The sequence below is a fragment of the Pseudomonas sp. AIG genome (assembly GCF_977020205.1).
The window spans coordinates 34518-58025 of the sequence record NZ_CDROCK010000046.1; the positions used below are offsets into that span (position 1 = coordinate 34518).

Genomic DNA, 23508 nt, shown 5'->3' on the forward strand with positions numbered 1-23508 from the left:
GCTGACGGAGAACAAGAACATGGCACTTACCCGCGAACAAATGGCTCAGCGCGTCGCCCGCGAAATGCAGGACGGCTTCTACGTAAACCTCGGCATCGGCATTCCGACTCTGGTCGCCAACTACATTCCCGACGGCATGGAAGTCATGCTGCAATCGGAAAACGGCCTGCTCGGCATGGGTCCGTTTCCGACCGAAGACACTATCGATGCCGACATGATCAACGCCGGCAAACAGACCGTAACCGCGCGCATCGGCGCGTCGATTTTCAACTCCGCCGAATCCTTCGCGATGATCCGTGGCGGCCATGTCGACCTGACCGTGCTCGGCGCGTTCGAAGTCGACGTCGAAGGCAACATCGCTTCGTGGATGATCCCCGGCAAGCTGGTCAAGGGCATGGGCGGGGCGATGGACCTGGTGGCCGGCGCTGACAACATCATCGTGATCATGACCCACGCATCGAAGGACGGTGAGTCCAAGCTGCTCGCCAAATGCAGCCTGCCGCTGACTGGCGCCGGTTGCATCAAGCGTGTGCTGACTGACCTCGCCTATCTGGAAATCGAAAATGGCGCTTTTGTCCTCAAGGAACGCGCACCTGGCGTCAGCGTCGAAGAAATCGTCGCCAAAACCGCTGGTAAACTGATCGTCCCGGATCACGTACCGGAAATGCAGTTCGCTGCCCAGTGAGGAATTCGAAAATGCAAGACGTCGTAATTGTTGCCGCCACGCGTACCGCGATCGGCAGTTTCCAGGGTTCGCTGGCCAGCGTGTCCGCGGTGGATCTGGGTGCGGCGGTGATCCGCCAGTTGCTCGAACAAACCGGTCTGGACGGTGCGCAGGTCGATGAAGTGATCATGGGCCAGGTGTTGACCGCCGGCGCCGGCCAGAACCCGGCGCGTCAGGCCGCGATCAAGGCTGGCCTGCCCCACGCCGTGCCGGCGATGACCCTGAACAAGGTCTGCGGTTCGGGTCTCAAGGCACTGCACCTCGGCGCACAGGCGATCCGTTGCGGTGACGCTGATGTGATCATCGCCGGCGGTCAGGAAAACATGAGTCTGTCCAACTATGTGATGCCGGGCGCACGCACCGGTCTGCGCATGGGCCACGCGCAAATCGTCGACACCATGATCAGCGACGGCCTGTGGGATGCATTCAACGACTACCACATGGGCATTACCGCCGAGAATCTGGTCGACAAATACGAAATCAGCCGTGAGCAGCAGGACGCCTTCGCTGCCGCGTCTCAGCAAAAAGCCGCCGCCGCCATTGAGGCCGGTCGCTTTGTCGATGAGATCACCCCGATCCTGATCCCGCAGCGCAAGGGCGACCCTGTTGCCTTCAAAGTCGACGAGCAACCGCGTGGCGACACCACTGCCGAATCCCTGGCGAAACTGCGTCCGGCTTTCAAAAAGGACGGCAGCGTCACGGCTGGCAACGCTTCGTCGCTGAACGACGGCGCCGCTGCCGTGATTTTGATGAGTGCCGAAAAAGCCAAATCCCTCGGCCTGCCCGTACTCGCAACTATCGCCGCTTACGCCAATGCTGGTGTTGATCCCGCAATCATGGGCATTGGCCCGGTTTCCGCGACCCGCCGTTGCCTCGACAAGGCTGGCTGGAGCATCGACCAACTCGACCTGATCGAAGCCAACGAAGCCTTCGCCGCACAATCGCTGGCAGTGGCCAAGGATCTGCAATGGGATCTGGACAAGGTCAACGTCAACGGCGGCGCCATCGCCTTGGGGCACCCGATCGGTGCCTCGGGTTGCCGCGTGCTGGTGACGCTGCTGCATGAAATGATCAAGCGTGATGCGAAAAAGGGTCTGGCGACCCTGTGCATCGGCGGCGGCCAGGGCGTGGCACTGGCGCTGGAACGCGCATAACCAGAGTTCAACAGTGATCGGCGGATCCACGACATCCGCCGCTTGCTGGCAACAAAAACCCGGTGCGACTTGCGTTGCACCGGGTGTTTTTTTGCCTGTTCGAAATGTGCGTTGAATGTTCCGGCGCCTTCGCGAGCAGGCTCGCTCCCACATTGGAATTGTGAACCCATTCAATTGTAGGAGTGAGCCTGCTCGCGATAGGGCCAGTCCAAGCACCAACACTCTAAGGCTTACGCAACAAATAAGTATCCATGATCCACCCATGCTCCGCCCGCGCCGCCTTGCGCACCCGCTCGATCTCATCCGCGACATCCGCCAGCCTGCCACTGATCAGAATCTCGTCCGGCGTGCCCAGGTAGGCGCCCCAGTAAATCTCGGTTTGCCGATCCGCGACGTGGTGATACGAATCTTCAGCATCGAGCATCACCACCAGACTGTCCGCATCACTCACCTGCCCTGCCGCCAAACGCCGCCCGGTGGTGATTTCAATGGAACGGCCGATCGTATTCAGCGGCACTTTGTGTTGCGCCGCCAGCGCCTGAACACTGGTGATCCCGGGGATCACCGCAAACTCGAAGGCACACGCACCCGAGGCCAGTATTGCCTGGAGGATGCGCACGGTGCTGTCGTACAGCGCCGGGTCGCCCCACACCAGAAAACCGCCGCACTGACCATCAGACAATTCGTCATTGATCAGCCGCTCGAAGGTCTGCTGCTTGGCACGGTTCAGCTCATCGACACTGGCGGTGTAGTCAACATCACCGCGCTCGCGTTCCGGGCTGTGGGCTTCGACGAAGCGATAGTCGGGGTCGTCGATGTAGCGCTCACAGATCTCCCGGCGCAAGTCGATCAGCTTGTCCTTGCTCTGGCCTTTATCCATCAAAAAGAACACGTCGACCCGGTTCAGCGCCTTCACGGCCTGCATCGTGATGTAGTCGGGGTTACCGGCGCCGATGCCGATCACCAACAGTTGTTTCATCACAAAGCTCCTTTAAGGCACAGGCGCCAGCGCCCGGTGAAGCGTAGTTCGACCATCGACAGCGGTTCGACATCAATGTCATGAAATGCCGAACCGCGCATCACGTGGATCAGCGCGGCGCGGATGACAAACGGATGCGTCACCGCCACCACCTGTCCCGGCATGGCTTCCAGGCTGCTCAACCATATCGCCACACGCTCGCATAACTGCGCCACCGACTCACCGTCGTGGGGGGTTGCGTGGGGATCTTCCAGCCACGCCTGCAGCCCGGCGGCTTCCGAGCGTTGCAGATCCTTGATCGACATCCCGTGCCAACGGCCCCAGTCACAATCGCGCAGCGCGTCATCCACTTGCGCATCCGCGCCAAACCACGCCGCTGTCTGCCGTGTGCGCAATTCCGGCGCGCAAATCAAGCGTCGCGCGGGGTTGAAACGCTCGGCCAATGCACCCGACGCCAACCCTCTATTTTCAACAGGCTCATTCGTAGGAAAACACGCCAATTTCTGTGCGACGGTTCGTGCATGGCAAATCAATGTCAAACGAGTGGTCTGCACAGGGATCGCTCCGGTAGGCCTTGATGAAAATCTACGGTGTAAAAGCCGCTCTGTCGGCAATTGTGCCGTAATCCGAGGGTTGCAGGGCTGTTGGATCGCCCCGGGCACAACGGACAAATCCAGAAATACGGCAATCTCTGACACCGTTGCGGGCAATGGACTACAAGAACCGTCGAACTCTGTGTAGCCCTTGTTACACGGGTGCCTCGCCTCATTTTGGCGCCTTTTCAACACGCTGAAAAATTCACTAGACATGTAACGCCAGTTACATAAATACTGTTTTAACGGATTATGAAGCGAATTCAACACCCTCATCCAGCAGGAGCCCGGATGCCCCCTCTCAGAGACCTGATCACCGATCCCGGCCTGGATCTTACGCCGTCGGAGCGCAAAGTCGTTCGCGCCTTGCTTGATCAGTACCCGCGTAATGGTCTGGGGCCGATGGCGCGTCTGGCCGAACATGCCGGCGTCAGCGATCCGACCATTGTGCGGCTGGTGAAAAAACTCGGCTTCGGCGGCTATGCCGAATTCCAGGATGCGCTGCTCAGCGACATGGATCACCGCCTGCGCTCGCCGCGCACGCTGTTGCAACCGCGCGCCCATCAGCACAAGGACGACGCCTGGAGCCACTATCTGGGCGACAGTCATCGCCTGCTGGTCGAAACCCAATCGCTGACCCAACCCGAAGACGTGCGCATTCTCACCGACTGGCTGCTCGATGCCCGGCATCAGGTGTACTGCTTTGGCGGGCGCTTCAGCAGCCTGATGGCCACTTACCTGCTCAATCACCTGCGCCTGCTGCGCCCCGGTTGCTTCGCCCTGGAAGACAACGCGCAACTGCCTGATCGCCTGTTTGATCTGCAGCGCCAGGACGTGGTCCTGTTGTTCGACTATCGCCGCTATCAGACCCAGGCCCTGCGTGTCGCCAGCGCGGCGAAAAACAACAACGCGCGGGTGGTGCTGTTCACCGACATCTACGCCTCGCCACTGCGCGAACTCGCCGACCTGATCATCAGCGCCCCGGTGGAATCGGCCTCGCCGTTTGACACCATGGTGCCGGCGCTGGCTCAGGTCGAAGCATTGATCGCCTGCCTGACCCTGCGCACCGAAAACCTCGCCGATCGCCTGGAAGGCATCGATGCCCTGCGCAATGACTTCAACACCCACCTGCTGGAGGATAAATAAGGATGTTCAGCCTTCCCCACCGCTCGCCGCGGGACCTGCCGTTTGTCACCGATCACACCGCACTGTTGCTGGTGGACATGCAGCGTGCCTGGCTCGAGCCGCAGTTCGACGCGCACCTCAACGGGCCGGAAGCCGAGTATTTCCTGACCCGCGCGCACATGCAGGTGGTGCCCAATCAACGTCGCTTGCTCAGCGCTTTTCGCGAAACGCAGCAGAACGTGCTGCACACGATTATCGAAAGCCTCACTGCCGATGGTCGCGACCGTTCGCTCGACCACAAACTCTCGGACATGCACCTGCCCAAAGGCAGCGTGCAGGCGCGGATCATTGAAGACCTGAGCCCGGTGGAAAACGAAATCGTCCTGCCGAAGACCTCGTCCGGGGTGTTCAATTCGACCAACATCGACTACGTGCTGCGCAACCTCGAAACCCGCCACCTGATCATCGCTGGCATCGTCACCGACCAGTGTGTCGACATGGCCGTGCGCGACGCTGCCGATCGCGGCTATCTGGTCACGCTGGTCGAAGATGCCTGCGCCACCTACAGCGCCGAGCGCCATCACGCCTGCCTGAATGCGATCAAGGGTTACTGCTGGATCACCGACACCGACACCGTGCTCGCCCGCTTGCAGGAGATGCGGCCATGAGCGCGCGCCTGACGCCACTGCCGATGACCACGCTGGTCACCACCGACCTGATCGGCATCACCCGGGGCCGCTCGTTTCCCACTGATGAACTTGAGCATTATCAAGCCGCCGGGTGTGGCTGGGTGCCGGCCAACAGCGCGTTGACGCCGCAGGACATCATTGCCTCGACCAATCCATGGGGCGCTTATGGCGACCTGCGGCTGATCCCGGATCTGGGCAGCCGCGTCACCGTCGGCAACGGCCCGGACGTCGACGCGCCGGCGCTGGATTTCATCCACGGCGATATCCGCGAAACCGATGGCCGCCCATGGGGCGCCTGCCCGCGTACGCTGTTGCGCGATGAAATCGAGCGATATCGCGATGCGCTGGGCTTGCAGGTCAACGCCGCGTTCGAACACGAATTCAACCTGCACGCCGGTTTCGCCGAGCATCTGGCGTTCTCCCTCGAAGCCCAGCGCCAAGGTGCCGAGTTCGGTGGCTGGCTGCTCAGCGCCTTGCGCGCCGGCGGTGTCGAACCGGAGATGTTTCTGCCCGAATACGGCAAGCACCAATACGAAATCACCTGCCGCCCGACGCTCGGCGTGGCGGCGGCGGATCGCGCCGTCAATGTGCGCGAGATCACCCGTGAGATCGCTCGGCAAATGGGCCTCGACCTGAGCTTCGCGCCGAAGACCGCCGCCGACGCGGTGTGCAACGGCGTGCATCTGCACGTCAGCCTGCTCGATCTGGGCGGCCAGCCGATGCTTTACGACGCTGGCACCAGCAACGGTCTGTCGAGTCTCGGCCAGCATTGGGCGGCGGGTATCCTCCATTACCTGCCGGCACTCTGTGCCTTCACCGCGCCGACGCCGGTTTCGTACGAGCGCTTGCAGCCGCATCACTGGAGCGCCTCTTACGCTTGTCTGGGTCAACAGAACCGCGAGGCGGCGCTGCGCATCTGCCCGACCGTGACCCTTGGCGGTAAATCCGTGGCCCAGCAGTTCAACCTCGAATTCCGCGCCATGGACGCCACTGCCTCGCCGCACCTGGCCATGGCGGCGCTGCTGATCGCCGGACGGCTGGGCATCGAACAGCGTTTGGCGCTGAACGCGATCACCGATGAAATTCCCGATTCACTCAACGACGAGCAACGCCAGGCGCGGGGCATCGTTGCCCTGCCCGCCTCGCTGGCCCAGGCGCTGGATTGCCTGCGCAACAGTGGCGCCTTCACCGAATGGCTGCCCAAGCCGCTGCTCGACACTTATTACGCCCTGAAAACCGAGGAACTGGCGCTGACGGAACAGCTCTCGCCCGCTGACTTGTGTGAGCACTATGCACGCCTGTACTGAACCCGCCGAGCTGGGGTTGTACACCCGACCGGCCTACAACCTGAGCCGCGCTGACTCGACGCACCCGTTGATTCTGGTGTGCGAACACGCCAGTCGCTACATCCCCGACGCCCTGAACAATCTGGGCCTGGACGATGCCGCCGCCCACGAACACATCGCTTGGGACATTGGCGCGCTGCAACTGGCCGAGCAGTTGTCGCAGATGCTTGGCGCAACCCTGCTGAGCGCCAATTATTCGCGGCTGTTGATTGATCTGAACCGGCCACGGCATGCACCGGACAGTATTCCGGTACAGAGCGAGATTTATCAGGTGCCGGGCAACCGCGAGCTGGACGAAGCCACCCGCGAATACCGCCGCCAGACCCTGTTCAAACCGTTTCATGCACGTTTGCAAACCTTGATCGACGAGCGTATTGCACAGGGTCAAACGGTGCGCGTGGTCGGGATTCACAGCTTCACCCCGGTGTATTACGGCCAGCCGCGACCACTGGAAGTCGGCGTGCTGTTCGGTCAGGCCAAGTCTTACGCGCAACGCCTGCTCGACGGCCTCGCTAAACACCCACTGAAAGTGGCCGGCAATCAGCCGTACAGGATCGATCCGCTGGGCGACATGACCGTGCCGGTGCACGGCGATGCCCGTGGCCTCGATTCCGTGCTGATCGAGGTGCGCAACGATTTGCTGCGCAGCCCCGCCGCCGTATCGCGCTGGGCCGGATACCTCGCGCCATTGCTGTAATGAATAAAAGACGGCTGATGCTGTAAACGATGGACCGATAACAATTAAAACGACCGACTGGCTGACAAGGAGTTGCGCTTCATGGAAATTGAAGAATTCGGCTACAAGCAAGAGTTGAAACGTAGCCTGACGCTGACCGACCTGGTGGTGTACGGGATGATCTTCATGATCCCCATCGCCCCGTTCGGTGTGTATGGCTACGTCAACGCCGAGGCGCCGGGGATGGTGCCGCTGGCGTACATCATCGGCATGGTGGCGATGCTGTTCACCGCGCTGAGCTACGGCAGCATGGCCAAGGCCTTTCCGATTGCCGGTTCCGTGTATTCCTATGCACAGCGCGGCCTCAATCAACATGTCGGCTTCATCGCCGGCTGGCTGATGCTCCTCGATTACCTGCTGATCCCGCCGCTGCTTTACGTTTACGCGGCGATGGCGCTCAACCATTTGTACCCGGACATTCCGAAAGTCGGCTTCATTCTGGCGTTTCTGGTCAGCGCGACCTTCGTCAACTTGCGCGGCATCACCTTCACCGCGCGGATGAACATCATCTTCCTGTTGGCGCAACTGGTGGTGCTGGGCATTTTCCTGTTCTACGCCTGGAATGCCCTGCACAACGGTGGCGGTAACGGCGAGCTGACCCTGGCGCCGCTGTATCACGCGGAAACGTTCAACTTCGCCCTGCTGATGCAAGCGGTGTCGATTGCGGTGCTGTCGTTCCTCGGCTTCGATGCGATCTCCACCCTCGCCGAAGAAATCAAGGGCGATCCGGGCAAAAGCGTCGGCAAAGCCGCACTGATCACCCTGTTGGTCATGGGCGTGATTTTCGTTGCACAAACCTGGATCGCCACCGATCTGGCGGCCGGCATGGGTTTCAAATCCGCCGACACCGCGTTCTATGAGATCGCCGAAATCGCCGCTGGCAGTTGGCTGGCGACTCTGACTGCTGTCGCGACGGCTCTGGCCTGGGGCGTGGCCGTGGCCATCACCTCGCAAGCGGCGGTGTCGCGCCTGCTGTTCGGCATGGCGCGCGACGGCAAGCTGCCGAAAGTGCTGGCCAAAGTGCACCCGAAACACAACACGCCGTACCTCAGCATTTATCTGGTCGCCGTGCTGTCGCTGGTGATCTGCTACCTGTTCATCAACTCGGTCGACACCCTGACTTCGCTGGTCAACTTCGGCGCGCTCAGCGGTTTCATGCTGCTGCACCTGACAGTGATCAACTACTACTGGCGTCGGCAGAAGTCCGGTCAGGTCGTGCGTCACCTGATCTGCCCGGTGATCGGCTTCATCATCGTCGCGGCCATCATGTACAACATGGGCGTCGATGCGCAGAAACTCGGCCTGATCTGGATTGCCCTGGGTCTGGTGTACCTGTTTTTCCTCAACAAACTCGGCGCCAGCACCGCGCTGCCTGACCCGAGCAATGGCTGACAAGAAAAAGAGCGGCGTCTGACAACAAATCAGGCGACCGCCGATTTATCGCGTGGAAACCGACAGTGATAGTCAGGTTCGGCGACTTTGCCGAACCTTTTGATACAGGAGTACATCCATGCTGGTCTTACGCCCAGTCGAGCAGACTGACCTGCCCCAGCTACAACAATTGGCCCGCGACAGTCTGGTGGGCGTGACCTCCCTGCCGGACGACAGCGAGCGCCTGCGCGCAAAAATCGCCGCGTCGTGTGCATCGTTCGCCAGCGCAGCGGCGGCCCACGGCCCGGAGAATTATTTCTTTGTGCTGGAAGACCTGGACGACCAGCGTCTGGTTGGCTGCTCGGAGATTCTGGCGACGGCAGGCTTCGACGAGCCGTTCTACAGCCTGCGCAATCGCCATTTCACCAGTGCGTCCCGCGAGCTGAACATTGAACACGGCGTGCCGGCGCTGTCGCTGTGCCACGACCTCAACGATCACACGCTGCTGCGCGGTTTTCACATCGACGCCAATCTGGTGCGCACGCCGTTTTCCGAGTTGCTGTCACGGGCGCGCCTGTTGTTCATCGCCGCCCATGCGCCGCGCTTTGCCGAGGCGGTGATCACCGAAATCGTCGGCTACAGCGACGAGGAAGGCCATTCGCCATTCTGGGATGCGCTGGGCAAACACTTCTTCGACCTGCCCTACGCGGAAGCCGAACGGCTGTGCGGGCTGCAGAGCCGCACGTTCCTCGCCGAACTGATGCCGCAATACCCGATCTACGTGCCGATGCTGCCGCAAGCGGCGCAGGACTGCATCGGTCGCATCCACCCGGACGGTCAGGAAGCGTTCGACATCCTTGAGCGTGAAGGCTTCGAAACCAACAGCTACATCGACCTGTTCGACGCCGGCCCGACCCTGTATGCGCGTACCGCCAATATCCGTTCGATTGCCCGCAGTCAGACTGCAACGGTGCAGCAACGGCCACAGATCGATGCCCGTGGCCGTTATCTGCTGAGCAACGACGCGCTGCACGGCTTTCGCGCGATCATGGCCGAACTCGATTATCAACCCGATCAACCGCTGTCCCTCACCCCTGCAATGTGTGCGGCGCTGAACGTGACCGATGGCAGCCGGATCCGGCTGATTGCCCTGTGAAACCCGCGCGGTTGCACAGCCAACGACAGTGCCCGAACAGGCGCGCAGAAGGAGTTACAGCATGATTGTCCGCCCGGTCAAAGTCAGCGACCTGCCCGCCTTGATGGCGTTGGTGCAACAGGCCGGCCCGGGGTTCACCACCCTGCCGGCCAACGAAGATCGCCTTTCCCACCGGGTCCGTTGGGCGCAACGGGCGTTCGCCGAACAGGTGGAACGGGCCGACGCCGATTATCTGTTTGTGCTCGAAGACGACGACCTGCGCGTGGTCGGCGTCAGCGCATTGGCCGGGGCGGTCGGCCTGCGCGAGCCCTGGTACAACTATCGGGTCGGGTTGACCGTGAGTTCGGCGCCGGATCTGGGCATTCGACGGCAGATACCGACACTGTTCCTCAACAACGAACTGACCGGCCAATCGGAGCTGTGCTCGCTGTTTCTCGGCCATGATCAGCGTCACGGCAGCAATGGCCGCTTGTTGTCACTGGGGCGTTTGCTGTTCGTTGCCGAGTTTCCGCACCTGTTCGGCGAGAAGATGATTGCCGAACTGCGCGGCAGTGCCGATGAACACGGTTGTTCGCCGTTCTGGGACAGTCTGGGCCGGCATTTCTTTCAAATGGACTTCAGCCATGCCGATCACTTGTCCGGGCTGGGTAATAAATCGTTCATCGCCGAACTGATGCCGCGCCAGCCGCTGTATACCTGCATGCTCACCGAACAAGCCCAAGCGGCGATCGGCCAGGCACACCCCAATACCGAACCGGCGCTGAAGATCCTCCAGGCCGAAGGGTTTACCCACAAAGGCTACATCGACATCTTCGACGGCGGCCCGGTGATCGAAGCGCCCGTGCGCAATATCCGCACCGTACGCGAAAGCCTTGAGCTGACCCTGAGCCTCGGCAGCCCGGATGAACAGGCACCGTTGTGGCTGATTCACAACCGCCGTCTGGAAAACTGCCGCATTACCGTCGCCCGCGCCCGCCGGGTCGGCAGCAGCCTGGTGATCGACCGCCTCACGGCCAAGCGCCTGCAATTGCAACCGGGCAATTCGGTACGTGCGGCGATGCTGCCCAATCAACAGCAACAGGCGGTGGCGGCCTGACGGTCATCACCGCAAAAAGGTAAATCCTTTCAGCAAAAGCGTCCGCGACAACCTGTCCCTTGCAAATTCGTCATGATCCTTGACCCATTCGCGTGATAGCCTTTTCATTCTTCGGCGTTGACACCTTTGTTCAAGCCTTTCCATTCCTTTGTATTGGTGGAACTCGTATGACCAGGCTTTCCCATCAAGATTTGCGCCGTAACTTCCGTCAACTGCTGGCCTCCGACACCTGCTACCACACGGCTTCGGTGTTCGATCCAATGTCCGCGCGCATTGCCGCTGACCTCGGTTTTGAAGTGGGGATTCTCGGCGGTTCCGTGGCCTCGTTGCAGGTGCTCGGTGCCCCGGACTTTGCCCTGATCACCCTCAGTGAGTTCGCCGAACAGGCCACCCGCATCGGCCGCGTCGCCCAATTGCCGGTGATCGCCGACGCCGACCACGGCTACGGCAATGCCCTCAACGTGATGCGCACCATCGTCGAACTGGAGCGCGCCGGCGTCGCCGCCCTGACCATCGAAGACACCTTGCTGCCGGCGCAATTCGGCCGCAAATCCACCGACCTGATCACCGTTGCCGAAGGCGTCGGCAAGATCCGCGCGGCGCTGGAAGCCCGGGTTGATACGGAAATGGCGATCATCGCCCGTACCAATGCCGGCATTTTGCCGAATCAGGAAATCATCAGCCGCACTCGCCAGTACCAGGCGGCCGGGGCTGACGGTATCTGCATGGTCGGGATTCAGGATTTCGATCAGCTCGAGCAAATCGCCGAGCACCTGACCGTACCGCTGATGCTGGTGACCTACGGCAACCCGGCGCTGCGCGACGACAAGCGTCTGGCCGAACTCGGTGTGCGCGTGACCATTGATGGGCATGGGGCTTACTTTGCCGCGATCAAAGCGACGTACGACAGCTTGCGCGAACAGCGGCAGATCTTCACCCAGGCTTCGGACCTGAGCGCGACCGAGTTGACGCACACCTATACCCAGCCGGAGGAATACATTCTCTGGGCCAAGGAATACATGAGCGTCAAGGAGTGATGGGTTGGCCGGGCTGACGCCATCGCGAGCAGGCTCACTCCTACAATTGATCAGTGTTGAACACAAATACTGTGTGCACTGAAGATCTACTGTAGGAGTGAGCCTGCTCGCGATAGCAACAGCCGCTACACCGCTAAACCGGCGTCTTGTAAGCCTCCTCCCGCTGCACCGCCCGCGCCTGAATCACATTCAGAATCGCACAGCCCTCGCGCATCAACAGATGCACCGCGCTGGTCACTCACAGCTTCCACTTTTCCCACAAAAGCCCCTCACCCTAGCCCTCTCCCGGAGGGAGAGGGAACTGATTGGGGGATGCTCTGGATCTACGCCGACGTGAGAGACCGCGTTGAATGCGAATTTGCATTCAACTTGATCTGCTGGTTGCCACATGGACCACAAACAACACGGTCAGTCCCCTCTCCCTCTGGGAGAGGGTTAGGGTGAGGGGCCGATTTATCTGGCACCCCGCCGACCTCATCACACCGCAAACCACCTCACCGCGGCTTAATGATCGTTCCCACGCTCCGCGTGGGAATGCAGCCCGGGACGCTCTGCGTCCCACACAAAGCGAACGCGGAGCGTCCGTTGAGGCATTCCCACGCAGAGCGTGGGAACAATCACTACCTCACCGCGGCTTGGCCAACTCCATGATCATCCGCGACAACAGATAAATCCGTGGCGCCACGCTCGCCACTTCGGCGTATTCCTCCGGCGTATGAATATTGCCACCAACAATCCCGAAGCCGTCCAGCGTCGGCGTACCAACCCCCGCGGACAGACTGGCATCCGCCGCGCCCCCACTGCCCTCTTCGGTCAACTTGCGGCCAATCTCGCCGTAAATCCCTTGGGCCATGGCCATCAAACGGTCCGACTCAGGCGTCTGCGGCATCGGTGGCAGCCCGCGCTGCAAAGAAGTCTTCACTTCCGTCTCAGGTATCAGCTTGTCTTGCGACACCCGCGCCAGATCCTTCTCGATCCGGTCGAACTCCTCCGGCACCGCAGCACGCACGTCAGCCTTCGCCGTGGCTTGATCAGGAATCACATTGGTGCGGTCGCCGGCCTTGAGCACGGTGAAGTTGATGGTGGTTTTCTTCGCCTCATCGCCGAGTTTGCCCAGTTGCAGAATCTGGTGCGCCGCCTCCATCGCGGCGTTGCGCCCCAGTTCCGGCGCGACACCGGCGTGCGCGGCTTTGCCCTTGACCTCGACCAGCGCCGTCGCGCTGCCCTTGCGCCACACCACCAGGCCATCGGCCGGACGCCCCGGCTCCAGATTGAGGGTCACGTCGTGCTGTTTGGCGGTTTTCTTGATCAGGTCGGTGGCGACGTCCGAACCGGTTTCTTCGCTGGCGTCGAGCAGGAAGGTGATTTGCGCGTAGTCCTTGAAGTCGAGGTTTTTCAGGATTTTCAGCGCATAAATCCCGGCGACGATGCCGCCCTTGTCGTCCATAACCCCCGGGCCGTAAGCGCGGCCGTCCTTGATGTGGAACGGCCGCTCGGCCGCCGAACCTTCCTTGAATACCGTGTCCATGTGCGCCATCAGCAGGATTTTTGCCTTGCCGGTGCCTTTGAACGTGGCCAGTACATGGTTGGATTTTTCCGGCGTGTTGGGCACCCGTTCGATGGTGGCGCCGAGCTTTTTCAGCTCATCAATGGCGATGTCGCTGACTTGCTTGAGGCCGGGTTCATAACCGGAACCGGAGTCGATATTGACCAGCCGCTCCAGCAGTTTCAGGGCTTCTGGCTGGTATTGCTCGGCATCGGCGAGCACTTGTTTGTGCGGTTCGGCGAAGGCGTGGGCAGCGGAGAAAGCGAGAGACAGGCCGAGGCTGGCGGCCAGCAGGGAGCGAGAAAATGAGAACGTCATGAAGCGATCCTTGTTTCGCGTCGGGGGGGATTTAACCGTACCCGACATCGGCGCGAGGCTCTACACCGAATGCGACACTGATCTAACCGACAACACACAAACCCTGTGGGATCTACGGTGTAGCGATCAAACCGAATCCAGCAACGTCCGCCGGGGCTTGTCATCGCAATTGCAGATCACCCGGTTGCGCCCGCTGGCCTTCGCCTCGTACAGCGCCTGATCGGCATCATTGAGCCAGCGCGTCGCGTCGGCATGTGCCGGATCGTACGCCGCCAGGCCGATGCTCAAACTGACCTTCAACGCTGGGTTCTGCTCATACCCCAGAATCGCGAAACGCTCGCGCAACGCCTCCATGGCCTGCGCGGCGTTGAACAGCGGCAGTTCCGGCAGAATCACGCAGAACTCATCTCCACCATAGCGCCCGGCAATGTCCGTCGCCCGCAGGTTCTGCTTGAGCAACTTGCTCAACTGGCGCAACACAATGTCGCCGGCAACATGGCCGTAAGTGTCGTTGATCGCCTTGAAGTGATCGATGTCGATCAGCGCAATCGCCGCCCCCTGCTTCTGCCGTTTGCAACGCTGAAAAGCGATCTCCAGTTGGTCTTTCCAGGCGCCGTGATTGAGCAGCCCGGTGAGGCTGTCGGTGCGACTCAGGGCGAGCAATTCGCGTTTATGCCGACCGAGGGTGTAGGCCTGGCGAAAGCAGATCCAGCCCAGCGCCAACGGGTACAGCAGCAGTAAAGGGAAACAGGCGTACATTTGCGCAGGCGAGGTCTGCGGAACGAATGCCGGGGCAAAGACCACCAGCCCGACGCCGACCCCGAGCAACTGCGCCGCAGAACCTGCCAATAGAAAGCGTGAGCCGCCGATGGCGACGTTGTTCATCGCCATCATCGAAATGGTCGTTGCCGTGGGCAGCGGATTGAAATGCATGGCAGCGACCCAGAAACCGCCGAGAAAAGCGTCGATCAACAGATTTCGATGTTCGGCGTGATAGGGAACGCTGGAGCGGCGCGCCCATTGAAACGCCAGATGCGGCCAGACCAGGCCATTGAAGAACATCAGTGCCCAGACCCACAGCGGCGGATTTAGCGCATACATCGCAACGGATACACACAGCAGCCCAAGCAACAGCCCGAGGGTTCGCGACGTATAAAGCCTCCTGGCCAATGAAAGTCCCTTTCCTCCCGTATTTCCCATAAGGACCTCGATCACGCACACCGCAGGACGGATGTGATGGGAGTCTATCAGGGCGACGTTAAATAGCCATCACCGGCCAGCGGGCTGAATAGAGCGACATCAGGGCCGCACACAGTGCAAATATTTGGCTATACATGAAAGGAGCAAAATGGAAAAACAACTATAAGAAGGAGGCCCATGCACACCTTTCAAGTGTTGATCATCGGCAGCGGTTTTGGCGGCCAGTGTGCCGCAGTCAACCTGCTGAAGGCCGGGATCGACGATTTCCGACTGCTGGAGCGAAGGGACTTCTTTGGCGGCACCTGGTGCCAGAACACCTACCCCGGCGCGGCGGTGGACGTGCCGTCGCCGCTGTACTCGCTGTCGTTCGCGCCGTACCGCTGGTCGCAGATGTTCGCCGGTCAGGCTGAACTGCAGCGCTACACCGAGCACGTGATCGAGCAGTTCGGCCTGCGCGAACGCGTTGAGCTGCAGGCTGATGTCCAGTGCGTCGAGTGGGACGACACGGAAAAACGCTGGGCCGTGCACACCGCCAGCAAAGGCACCTTTTATGCGCAGTTCCTGATCAATGCCACCGGGCCATTGAGCCAACCAGTCATCCCACACTTTCCCGGCCAGGATCGCTTTCAAGGCAAGACGTTTCATACAAACAACTGGGATCACAGCTACGACTACCGCGCTAAACGCGTGGCCATCGTCGGCAGCGGTGCCAGTGCGGTGCAAGTGATTCCGGCGATTGCGTCGCAGGTCGAGCAATTGCACGTATTTCAGCGCACGCCACACTGGGTACTGCCCCGCGCCGATCGTCAGTTCGGGCCGCTGCAACGTTGGCTGCTCGGCCTGAAACCCGCCTACAAACTGTTGCGCTGGCTGATTTACTGGCAATTCGAAACCCGGGTCATCGCGTTCAAATACTCGCAAGCGGCGATTCATATGGTGCAACAGCACGCCCTGCGCTTTCTCAAACGCCAGGTGCCGGACTCGGTACTGCGAGAAAAACTCACCCCGGACTTCACCATCGGCTGTAAACGGGTGCTGGTGTCCAGCACCTATTACCCGGCGCTGAGCCGTCCCAACGTGACCTTGCATACCCGTGAGCAAGGCATCGCTTCAATCGACGAAACCGGGATCAACACCCTGGACGGCCAGCACATCGATGTCGACCTGATCGTCTGGTCGACCGGTTACGACGCCACCGACGGGGTAATTTCCTACCCGGTCAGCGGAAAAAACGCCGTGCAACTCAGAGAGGTCTGGGCGCAATACCCGCGCGCGTATCTGGGCACCAGCCTGCCAGACTTTCCCAACCTGTTTATCGTCACCGGCCCCAACACCGGCATCGGCCACACCTCGGCGCTGTTCATCATCGAGTCGCAGATGAACTACATCCTCGACTGCATCCGCACCGTGCAGGCCAAAGGCCTGCGCAGTATCGAAGTGCGCCGTGAAGCGGAACGTACCTACACTGAGATGATTCATCGGGAAATGCAGCGCACGGTCTGGAAGTCCGGTGGCTGCCACAGTTGGTATCAAAGCAAGAGCGGTCATGTGATCGCGATGTTTCCCGGCTTCAGTTTCAGCTATCACCGCTTGACCCGGGCGCTGAAACCGGCCGACCACATTCTGTCCTGAACACGTAAAAGGAAGACGTCGATGCTTTTGCTGTTTGTCGCCCTCGCGGTTTTCGTGGCCTGGAGCTGGTTGAGTTATCCGGCGGTCGGCCATTGGCTGTACGACTTGAACATGGCCATCGAGGCCAAGTTGTACAAATTGCACAAGATCGAAGTGCCGATCGCCGAGATGACCGTCTCGACCTGGCAGGGCGGGCCGTATGAAGCGGCCAGCGCGATTCTGATGCTGCATGGCTACAGCGCCGACAAGAACCTGTGGCTGCGCTTTTCACGGCACTTCGTGCGCCAGTATCGAGTGATCATCCCGGACCTGGCCGGCCATGGCGAAACCGGTTTCAAGGCTGGCGGCGGCTACGACATTCCGCTGCAAGCCAAACGCATGATCCAGTTGCTCGACGTTTGCGGCGTGGAGAAAGTCCATGTGATCGGCAACTCGATGGGCGGCTACATCGCCGCGTGGCTGGCGGCGACGTATCCCGACCGCATCGCTTCGGTGGCATTGATCGACCCGGCGGGCGTCACCGCACCGGAGGTCAGCGACATGGAGCGGCATCTGGCGCGCGGGCATAACCCGTTTCTGATCAACTCGCGGGAAGAGTTTCGCCAGTTTTATGCGATGACCATGGAATCGCCGCCGTGGGTGCCGAATCTGGTGCTGGACGCCATCGCCCAACGCTACGAACAACAACGTGATGAACTGGAGGAGATCTTCCGCGATTTCCGCGCCAGCCCGCCGATGGAGCCGAAACTACCCGATATCAAATGCCCGGCGCTGTTGCTCTGGGGGCGCAAGGATCGGCTGATCGACGTCAGCAGCGTGCCAGTGTGGAGCAAGGGCATCGCCAATTTGCGCGTGGATGTCTGGGATCACGTCGGGCACATGCCGATGGTTGAACAGCCGGGGAATACGGCGCGGCTGTATCGCGAATTCCTCGGAAGCCAGAAATGACAATGCACCCAGCTCCTGATCGTTCCCACGCTCTGCGTGGTAATGCTTCAAGGGACGCTCCGCGTCCAGTGACGCGGAGCGTCACGGGCTGCATTCCCACGCAGAGCGTGGGAACGATCAAGGGTAAGGGCCTGAGATGAACATTCTTTATGACGAACGCCTCGACGGCCCGCTGCCGAAGGTGAACAAGGCTGAGTTACTTAAGGCATTGCAGCAAGCGCTGCCCGATCTAGACATCTTGTGGCGAGACGAAGAACTCAAACCCTACGAATGCGACGGCCTCTCCGCTTACCGCACTACGCCGATGCTGGTCGCCCTGCCCCGTCGACTCGAGCAAGTGCAAACCCTGCTCAAACTTTGCCATGAAAAAAACGTCCCGGTGGTTGCCCGTGGCGCCGGAACCGGGTTGTCCGGCGGCGCCTTGCCGCTGGAACAGGGCCTGCTGCTGGTGATGGCGCGCTTCAACAATATCCTGCACATCGACCCGGCCGCCCGCACCGCGCGGGTTCAACCGGGGGTGCGCAATCTGGCGATCTCCCAGGCAGCGGCGCCCTTCGGCCTGTATTACGCGCCGGATCCATCCTCGCAAATCGCTTGCTCGATCGGCGGCAATGTCGCCGAAAACGCCGGCGGTGTGCATTGCCTCAAGTACGGGCTGACCGTGCACAACCTGCTGAAAATCGAAGTGCTGACCATCGAGGGCGAACGCCTGACTCTGGGCTCGGACGCCCTCGATTCAGCGGGTTTCGATTTGCTCGCGTTGTTCACCGGCTCCGAAGGCTTGCTGGGGATCATCACCGAAGTCACGGTCAAACTGCTGCCCAAACCTCAGGTCGCGAAAGTGTTGCTGGCCAGTTTCGATTCCGTGGAAAAGGCTGGCCGCGCGGTCGCCGAAATCATCGCGGCGGGGATCATTCCCGGCGGCCTGGAGATGATGGACAATCTCGCCATTCGCGCCGCTGAAGATTTCATCCACGCCGGTTACCCGGTCGATGCCGAGGCGATTCTGTTGTGCGAACTCGACGGTGTCGAAGCCGATGTCCACGATGATTGCCAACGGGTGCACGAGGTCATGACCGCCGCCGGCGCCACGGAAGTGCGTCAGGCCCGTGATGAAGCCGAGCGTGTGCGGTTCTGGGCCGGACGCAAAAATGCTTTCCCGGCCATCGGCCGTTTGTCGCCCGATTACTACTGCATGGACGGCACCATCCCGCGCCGCGAATTGCCCGGCGTTTTGCAAGGCATCGCCCGCCTCGGCGAAGAATACGGGTTGCGCGTGGCCAACGTGTTCCATGCCGGCGACGGCAATATGCACCCGCTGATTCTGTTCGACGCCAATCAACCCGGCGAGCTGCACCGCGCCGAAGCCTTGGGCGGCAAGATTCTTGAGCTGTGCGTGCAGGTCGGCGGCAGCATCACCGGCGAACACGGCGTCGGCCGCGAAAAAATCAACCAGATGTGCGCGCAGTTCAACAGTGACGAACTGAGCCTGTTCCATGCAGTAAAAGCCGCGTTCGACCCACAAGGCCTGCTCAACCCCGGCAAGAACATTCCGACCCTGCACCGCTGCGCCGAATTCGGCGCGATGCACATTCACGCCGGGCAATTGCCGTTCCCCGAACTGGAGCGTTTCTGATGGCCGATGTCGACGCCGCCAGCGCCCTGCTCGATCAGGTCAACGAGGCCCGGGCCAACGCTACGCCGCTGAAAATTCGGGGAGGTAACAGCAAAGCGTTCCTCGGCCGCGAGGTGGCCGGCGAAGTACTCGACACCCGCGCCCACTGCGGCATCGTTCGTTACGAACCGACCGAACTGGTGATCACCGCGCGCGCCGGCACGCCGTTGTCCGAACTGCTGGCGGCGCTGGATGCCGCCGGGCAAATGCTACCGTGCGAACCGCCGGCATTCGGTGAAGGCGCCACCGTCGGCGGCATGATCGCCACGGGTTTATCCGGGCCTCGGCGGCCGTGGTCGGGCTCGGTGCGCGACTTCGTCCTTGGCACGCGGGTGATCACTGGCCTCGGTCAGCACCTGCGCTTCGGCGGCGAAGTGATGAAGAATGTCGCCGGTTACGACCTGTCGCGACTGATGGCCGGCAGTTACGGCTGCCTCGGCGTGCTCACCGAAGTGTCGCTGAAAGTCCTGCCGAAACCGCGCCAGTGCCTGAGCATTCGGCTCGACATGGAATGCGCGCGGGCGCTGGCCAAGCTTGCCGAGTGGGGCCAGCAACCGCTGCCGATCAGTGCCGCGTGCCACGATGGCCAGAGTCTGTATCTGCGGCTTGAGGGCGGCGAAGGCTCGGTGACAGCCGCACATCAACGTCTCGGTGGTGAGCCGCTGGATTCAGGGTTCTGGCGGGATCTGAATGAGCAGCGTCTAGGGTTTTTCAACGAAGGTCTGCCGCTGTGGCGCTTGTCGTTGCCGAACAATCTCGGACCACTGGATCTGCCCGGCGAGCAACTGATCGACTGGGCCGGCGCGCAACGCTGGCTGAAATCCGATTCGGCGTACATCCACAATCTCGCGCAGGAACTGGGCGGCCACGCCACCTGTTTCAGCCACGGCGCCAGCGATACGCCGTTCCAACCGTTGCCCGCAACGCTGCTGCGCTATCACCGGCAACTCAAAGCACAACTCGACCCGCAAGGGCTGTTCAACCCCGGGCGCATGTACGCGGAGTTCTAGCCATGCAAACCACCCTCAGCGAACAATCGCGCCAGTTGCCCCGCGCCGCCGAGGCAGAAAAGATTCTGCGCACCTGTGTGCATTGCGGCTTTTGCAACGCGACCTGCCCGACCTATCAGTTGCTCGGCGATGAACTCGATGGCCCGCGCGGGCGCATCTATCTGATCAAACAAGTGCTCGAAGGCGCACCCGCGACGGCGCAGACGCAACTGCACCTGGACCGCTGCCTGTCATGCCGTAACTGCGAAACCACCTGCCCGTCCGGCGTCGACTATCACAACCTGCTCGACATTGGCCGCGCGGTGGTCGATCACGCGGTGCCGCGTCCGGCGGCGCAACGCCTATTGCGCGAAGGGTTGCGCGCATTGGCGCCGAATCCAGGGTTGTTCAAAGGCTTGTTGCGGGTGGGCACGACGTTTCGGCCGCTGTTGCCGCGAATGCTGGAAAGCAAACTGCCGCAGCATCTGCCGTTTTCCGGTTTGCGCCCCGCCCCGCGTCATGCCCGGCGGGTGTTGTTGCTGGAAGGATGCGTACAGCCGGGGTTGTCGCCAAACACCAATGACGCCACGGCGCGGGTGCTGGATCGCTTGGGCATCAGTGTCACCCCGGTGGCCGAGGCCGGGTGTTGCGGCGCGTTGGACTATCACCTCGACGCCCAGGCCAAAGGCCTCGACCGCGCTCGGCAGAACATCGATGCCTGGTGGCCGCACCTGCAAAACGGCGCCGAAGCGATTGTGCAGACCGCCAGCGGTTGCGGCGCATTCATCAAGGATTACGGGCATTTGCTGGCAGACGATCCGCTGTATGCAGCCAAGGCCCGGGAAATCAGCGAGCGCACGCTGGATCTGGTGCAGGTACTCGCGCAGGAACCGCTCGAACAGATTTGCGCCGCCACTGAACGGCGGATTGCCGTGCATTGCCCGTGCACCTTGCAGCACGCGCTTAAACTGGGCGGCGCGGTGGAAGCCGTACTGACGCGCCTGGGTTTCAATCTTACCGCCGTGCCCGACGGCCATTTGTGCTGCGGCTCGGCAGGCACGTATTCGCTGACGCAACCGCTGCTGGCCCGGCAACTGCGCGACAACCGCCTCAACGCGCTGGAGAGCGGTCGCCCTGAGCTGATCGTCACCTCCAACGTCGGCTGTCAGAGCCATCTGGCCAGCGCCGGGCGCACGCCCGTGATGCACTGGATCGAACGGGTGGATCAGTCGTTGGCAGAATGAAGTTCGTAGGATTCTTCGTTTGCCCACGTGCGAGAAGGCTGCGATCTTTTCCCTCATCCATTCCGTGACCGTGGCAGGAATTTTTTTCATGACCGTGCAGCCGTTCGTCAGCCCCGACCTGATCCGCCAACGCTTCTCCAAAGCGATGTCCGACATGTACCGCGAAGAAGTGCCGCTGTACGGCGCGCTGATGCAACTGGTCGAGCAGACCAACCGCGAGGTGCTTGCACGTCAGCCGGACGTCGCCCGGCAACTCGACAGCACCGGCGAAATCCAACGGCTGGACATGGAGCGCCATGGCGCCATTCGCGTCGGCACCACGACGGAACTGGCCACCCTCGCCCGCCTGTTTGCGGTGATGGGCATGCAGCCGGTGGGTTATTACGACCTGACTCCGGCGGGCGTGCCAGTGCACTCCACGGCTTTTCGCGCGGTGCATGAACAAGCGCTGCAAGTCAGCCCGTTTCGGGTGTTCACGTCGCTGTTGCGCCTGGAATTGATTGAGGATCCGCAACTGCGCGCCTTTGCCGAATCCGTGTTGGCCAAGCGCTCGATCTTTACCTCGGAGGCGTTGCGCCTGATCGCGCAAGCTGAAACCGCAGGCGGATTGAATGAAAGCGAGGCCGAGGCATTCGTCTTACAGGCACTGGAAACCTTTCGCTGGCACCACAGCGCCACCGTTACCGCCGCGCAGTATCAGACGTTGAGCGCGCAACATCGCTTGATCGCCGACGTGGTCGCGTTCAAAGGCCCGCACATCAATCACCTGACGCCGCGCACACTGGACATCGACAGCGTGCAGGAACAGATGCCGGCCCATGGCATCACCCCGAAAGCCGTCATCGAAGGCCCGCCGCACCGGCAATGTCCGATCCTGTTGCGCCAGACCAGTTTCAAGGCGCTGGACGAGCCGATCGCCTTCACCGATCAGAACCAAACCCGTGGCAGCCACAGCGCGCGTTTCGGCGAAATCGAACAGCGCGGCGCGGCACTCACGCCCAAAGGCCGGGCGCTGTATGACCGCTTGCTGAATGCCGCGCGCGATGAACTCGGTGACTTCCCTAACGAAGGCAATGCCGCACGCTACAAGGCGCTGATGGTTCAGCACTTTGGCGAATTTCCTGACAGTGTGGAGGGTATGCGTGAACAAGAGCTGGCGTACTTTCGCTATTTCGCTACGGAAAAAGGGTTGGCGGCGGGAAGACTTGGGGACTCGTCTCTGGAGGACTTGTTACGCAATGGTTATGTGAAAGCGCAGCCGTTGGTGTACGAAGATTTCCTGCCGGTGAGTGCGGCGGGGATTTTTCAGTCAAACCTTGGGGATGCGGCGCAGGCGCATTATGGCGAGCATTCCAATCGACAGGCTTTCGAGCAGGCGCTGGGGCGCACGACCATTGATGAGTTGGGGTTGTATGCCGCGACGCAGCAGCGTTCGATCGAGGAATGCCTCACCCAATTCGCGCGTTGAAAAATCAAAAGATCGCAGCCTTCGGCAGCTCCTACAGGAAAAATACATTCCAAATGTAGGAGCTGCCGCAGGCTGCGATCTTTTGATCTAAAAGTTTTAAGCAGCCGCCTCGACCAAATGATGGCGCGTGGCCATTGTGCGCAAGAAGTTGCGCACTTGATTTGCAAAACAGACCGATAAAACCGCTGAGAGCTACGTCCCACAAGGCCTGCAGCCAAGTGCGCAAGAAGTTGCGCAGTACTGCGCAACTTCTTGCGCACTTTCGCTTTGGTTGGCCGCTTTATTTCGCACCAGCGCCTGAAAAATCAGACAAACACCCCGGCCCGCATGGTCGCCACATTTGTTGGCACGCTCCTTGATAACAGTCAGGCACCCACCGGGCGATTTCGCCTCCCGGGCACCTTAAATTATTCCGCAAGGAGAGCACCCCATGGCAACACCAGCGTACATGTCGGTTACCGGCGAAAAACAAGGCCTGATCA

General features: G+C 61.0%; 20 protein-coding genes. 16 read left to right on the forward strand and 4 right to left on the reverse strand.

From position 1 onward, the window contains the following. The first annotated feature begins 19 nt into the window (after positions 1–19). Both ACWR1S_RS23150 and ACWR1S_RS23155 read left to right on the forward strand, forming a co-directional pair. Positions 20–685, forward strand: a complete 666-nt coding sequence (locus tag ACWR1S_RS23150; RefSeq protein ID WP_122843518.1) for a CoA transferase subunit B — start codon at positions 20–22, stop codon at positions 683–685. 11 nt (positions 686–696) lie between these two features. Beyond that, the gene (locus ACWR1S_RS23155) at positions 697–1878 is read left to right on the forward strand and encodes an acetyl-CoA C-acetyltransferase (protein WP_454565134.1); all 1182 of its coding nucleotides are present in this window, start codon (positions 697–699) and stop codon (positions 1876–1878) included. Between the two features lie 223 nt (positions 1879–2101). Here the strand turns inward: ACWR1S_RS23155 and cobF are convergent, their stop codons facing one another. Continuing rightward, positions 2102–2857 carry a precorrin-6A synthase (deacetylating) gene (cobF, locus tag ACWR1S_RS23160; RefSeq protein WP_454565135.1) on the reverse strand — a complete coding sequence of 252 codons (756 nt, stop codon included), beginning with the start codon at positions 2855–2857 and terminating at the stop codon, positions 2102–2104. Beyond that, positions 2857–3411 carry a histidine phosphatase family protein gene (locus ACWR1S_RS23165; protein ID WP_454565136.1) on the reverse strand — a complete coding sequence of 185 codons (555 nt, stop codon included), beginning with the start codon at positions 3409–3411 and terminating at the stop codon, positions 2857–2859. Before ACWR1S_RS23165 ends, cobF begins: the two co-directional genes overlap by 1 nt. Positions 3412–3741: 330 nt before the next feature. On the opposite strand from ACWR1S_RS23165, the gene ACWR1S_RS23170 reads away from it, so the two are divergent. From ACWR1S_RS23170 to ACWR1S_RS23205, 8 genes are all read left to right on the forward strand, one after another. Beyond that, entirely contained in the window at positions 3742–4596 is an 855-nt protein-coding gene (locus ACWR1S_RS23170) for a MurR/RpiR family transcriptional regulator (RefSeq protein ID WP_034152527.1), read from the forward strand. 2 nt (positions 4597–4598) lie between these two features. Further along, complete coding sequence (locus tag ACWR1S_RS23175; RefSeq protein ID WP_454565137.1) at positions 4599–5243, forward strand: isochorismatase family cysteine hydrolase; 645 nt, start codon at positions 4599–4601, stop codon at positions 5241–5243. Continuing rightward, positions 5240–6571: a glutamine synthetase gene (locus tag ACWR1S_RS23180; RefSeq protein WP_454565138.1), complete on the forward strand. Its 1332-nt coding sequence runs from the start codon at positions 5240–5242 to the stop codon at positions 6569–6571. Before ACWR1S_RS23175 ends, ACWR1S_RS23180 begins: the two co-directional genes overlap by 4 nt. Next, on the forward strand, positions 6555–7307 hold the full coding sequence (locus ACWR1S_RS23185; protein ID WP_454565139.1) for an N-formylglutamate amidohydrolase: 753 nt from the start codon (positions 6555–6557) through the stop codon (positions 7305–7307). The genes ACWR1S_RS23180 and ACWR1S_RS23185 overlap by 17 nt, the downstream gene beginning before the upstream one ends. Before the next feature lie 81 nt (positions 7308–7388). Next, on the forward strand, positions 7389–8738 hold the full coding sequence (locus tag ACWR1S_RS23190; protein ID WP_454565140.1) for an APC family permease: 1350 nt from the start codon (positions 7389–7391) through the stop codon (positions 8736–8738). A gap of 118 nt (positions 8739–8856) precedes the next feature. Next, positions 8857–9873 carry an arginine N-succinyltransferase gene (locus ACWR1S_RS23195; RefSeq protein WP_454565141.1) on the forward strand — a complete coding sequence of 339 codons (1017 nt, stop codon included), beginning with the start codon at positions 8857–8859 and terminating at the stop codon, positions 9871–9873. Positions 9874–9934: 61 nt separating this feature from the next. Then, positions 9935–10969 carry an arginine N-succinyltransferase gene (gene astA / locus ACWR1S_RS23200; protein WP_454565142.1) on the forward strand — a complete coding sequence of 345 codons (1035 nt, stop codon included), beginning with the start codon at positions 9935–9937 and terminating at the stop codon, positions 10967–10969. A 167-nt stretch (positions 10970–11136) separates the two neighbouring features. Beyond that, entirely contained in the window at positions 11137–12006 is an 870-nt protein-coding gene (locus ACWR1S_RS23205; RefSeq protein WP_007919546.1) for an isocitrate lyase/PEP mutase family protein, read from the forward strand. A 625-nt stretch (positions 12007–12631) separates the two neighbouring features. Here the strand turns inward: ACWR1S_RS23205 and ACWR1S_RS23210 are convergent. Next, a complete protein-coding gene (locus ACWR1S_RS23210) occupies positions 12632–13870 on the reverse strand; it encodes a M20/M25/M40 family metallo-hydrolase (RefSeq protein ID WP_454565143.1) in 1239 nt (412 codons plus the stop codon). A gap of 126 nt (positions 13871–13996) precedes the next feature. Continuing rightward, a complete protein-coding gene (locus ACWR1S_RS23215; RefSeq protein WP_454565144.1) occupies positions 13997–15070 on the reverse strand; it encodes a diguanylate cyclase in 1074 nt (357 codons plus the stop codon). Between the two features lie 177 nt (positions 15071–15247). Between ACWR1S_RS23215 and ACWR1S_RS23220 the strand changes: the two genes are divergently transcribed. The 6 genes from ACWR1S_RS23220 (at position 15248) to hglS (ending at position 23026) form a co-directional block, all read left to right on the forward strand. Further along, the gene (locus ACWR1S_RS23220) at positions 15248–16702 is read left to right on the forward strand and encodes a flavin-containing monooxygenase (RefSeq protein WP_454565145.1); all 1455 of its coding nucleotides are present in this window, start codon (positions 15248–15250) and stop codon (positions 16700–16702) included. Between the two features lie 21 nt (positions 16703–16723). Continuing rightward, the gene (locus ACWR1S_RS23225; RefSeq protein WP_454565146.1) at positions 16724–17650 is read left to right on the forward strand and encodes an alpha/beta fold hydrolase; all 927 of its coding nucleotides are present in this window, start codon (positions 16724–16726) and stop codon (positions 17648–17650) included. A 136-nt stretch (positions 17651–17786) separates the two neighbouring features. After that, positions 17787–19286: a glycolate oxidase subunit GlcD gene (glcD, locus tag ACWR1S_RS23230; RefSeq protein ID WP_454565147.1), complete on the forward strand. Its 1500-nt coding sequence runs from the start codon at positions 17787–17789 to the stop codon at positions 19284–19286. Beyond that, positions 19286–20335, forward strand: coding sequence for a glycolate oxidase subunit GlcE (gene glcE / locus ACWR1S_RS23235; RefSeq protein WP_454565148.1), 1050 nt, complete (start codon positions 19286–19288; stop codon positions 20333–20335). Before glcD ends, glcE begins: the two co-directional genes overlap by 1 nt. A 2-nt stretch (positions 20336–20337) precedes the next feature. Next, positions 20338–21558, forward strand: a complete 1221-nt coding sequence (glcF, locus tag ACWR1S_RS23240; RefSeq protein WP_454565149.1) for a glycolate oxidase subunit GlcF — start codon at positions 20338–20340, stop codon at positions 21556–21558. A gap of 88 nt (positions 21559–21646) precedes the next feature. Beyond that, a complete protein-coding gene (hglS, locus tag ACWR1S_RS23245) occupies positions 21647–23026 on the forward strand; it encodes a 2-oxoadipate dioxygenase/decarboxylase HglS (protein WP_454565150.1) in 1380 nt (459 codons plus the stop codon). Positions 23027–23508 lie beyond the last annotated feature (482 nt).

Bases quoted from the DNA above. Each gene is read 5' to 3' on its own strand.
- cobF (WP_454565135.1), bottom strand. From the start codon at position 2,857: ATGAAACAACTGTTGGTGATCGGCATCGGCGCCGGTAACCCCGACTAC.
- ACWR1S_RS23210 (WP_454565143.1), bottom strand. From the start codon at position 13,870: ATGACGTTCTCATTTTCTCGCTCCCTGCTGGCCGCCAGCCTCGGCCTG.
- ACWR1S_RS23195 (WP_454565141.1), top strand. From the start codon at position 8,857: ATGCTGGTCTTACGCCCAGTCGAGCAGACTGACCTGCCCCAGCTACAA.
- ACWR1S_RS23155 (WP_454565134.1), top strand. From the start codon at position 697: ATGCAAGACGTCGTAATTGTTGCCGCCACGCGTACCGCGATCGGCAGT.
- ACWR1S_RS23175 (WP_454565137.1), top strand. From the start codon at position 4,599: ATGTTCAGCCTTCCCCACCGCTCGCCGCGGGACCTGCCGTTTGTCACC.
- ACWR1S_RS23225 (WP_454565146.1), top strand. From the start codon at position 16,724: ATGCTTTTGCTGTTTGTCGCCCTCGCGGTTTTCGTGGCCTGGAGCTGG.
- ACWR1S_RS23185 (WP_454565139.1), top strand. From the start codon at position 6,555: ATGCACGCCTGTACTGAACCCGCCGAGCTGGGGTTGTACACCCGACCG.
- ACWR1S_RS23180 (WP_454565138.1), top strand. From the start codon at position 5,240: ATGAGCGCGCGCCTGACGCCACTGCCGATGACCACGCTGGTCACCACC.
- glcE (WP_454565148.1), top strand. From the start codon at position 19,286: ATGGCCGATGTCGACGCCGCCAGCGCCCTGCTCGATCAGGTCAACGAG.
- hglS (WP_454565150.1), top strand. From the start codon at position 21,647: ATGACCGTGCAGCCGTTCGTCAGCCCCGACCTGATCCGCCAACGCTTC.
- ACWR1S_RS23190 (WP_454565140.1), top strand. From the start codon at position 7,389: ATGGAAATTGAAGAATTCGGCTACAAGCAAGAGTTGAAACGTAGCCTG.
- ACWR1S_RS23170 (WP_034152527.1), top strand. From the start codon at position 3,742: ATGCCCCCTCTCAGAGACCTGATCACCGATCCCGGCCTGGATCTTACG.
- glcF (WP_454565149.1), top strand. From the start codon at position 20,338: ATGCAAACCACCCTCAGCGAACAATCGCGCCAGTTGCCCCGCGCCGCC.
- glcD (WP_454565147.1), top strand. From the start codon at position 17,787: ATGAACATTCTTTATGACGAACGCCTCGACGGCCCGCTGCCGAAGGTG.
- ACWR1S_RS23150 (WP_122843518.1), top strand. From the start codon at position 20: ATGGCACTTACCCGCGAACAAATGGCTCAGCGCGTCGCCCGCGAAATG.
- ACWR1S_RS23215 (WP_454565144.1), bottom strand. From the start codon at position 15,070: ATGGGAAATACGGGAGGAAAGGGACTTTCATTGGCCAGGAGGCTTTAT.
- ACWR1S_RS23205 (WP_007919546.1), top strand. From the start codon at position 11,137: ATGACCAGGCTTTCCCATCAAGATTTGCGCCGTAACTTCCGTCAACTG.
- astA (WP_454565142.1), top strand. From the start codon at position 9,935: ATGATTGTCCGCCCGGTCAAAGTCAGCGACCTGCCCGCCTTGATGGCG.
- ACWR1S_RS23220 (WP_454565145.1), top strand. From the start codon at position 15,248: ATGCACACCTTTCAAGTGTTGATCATCGGCAGCGGTTTTGGCGGCCAG.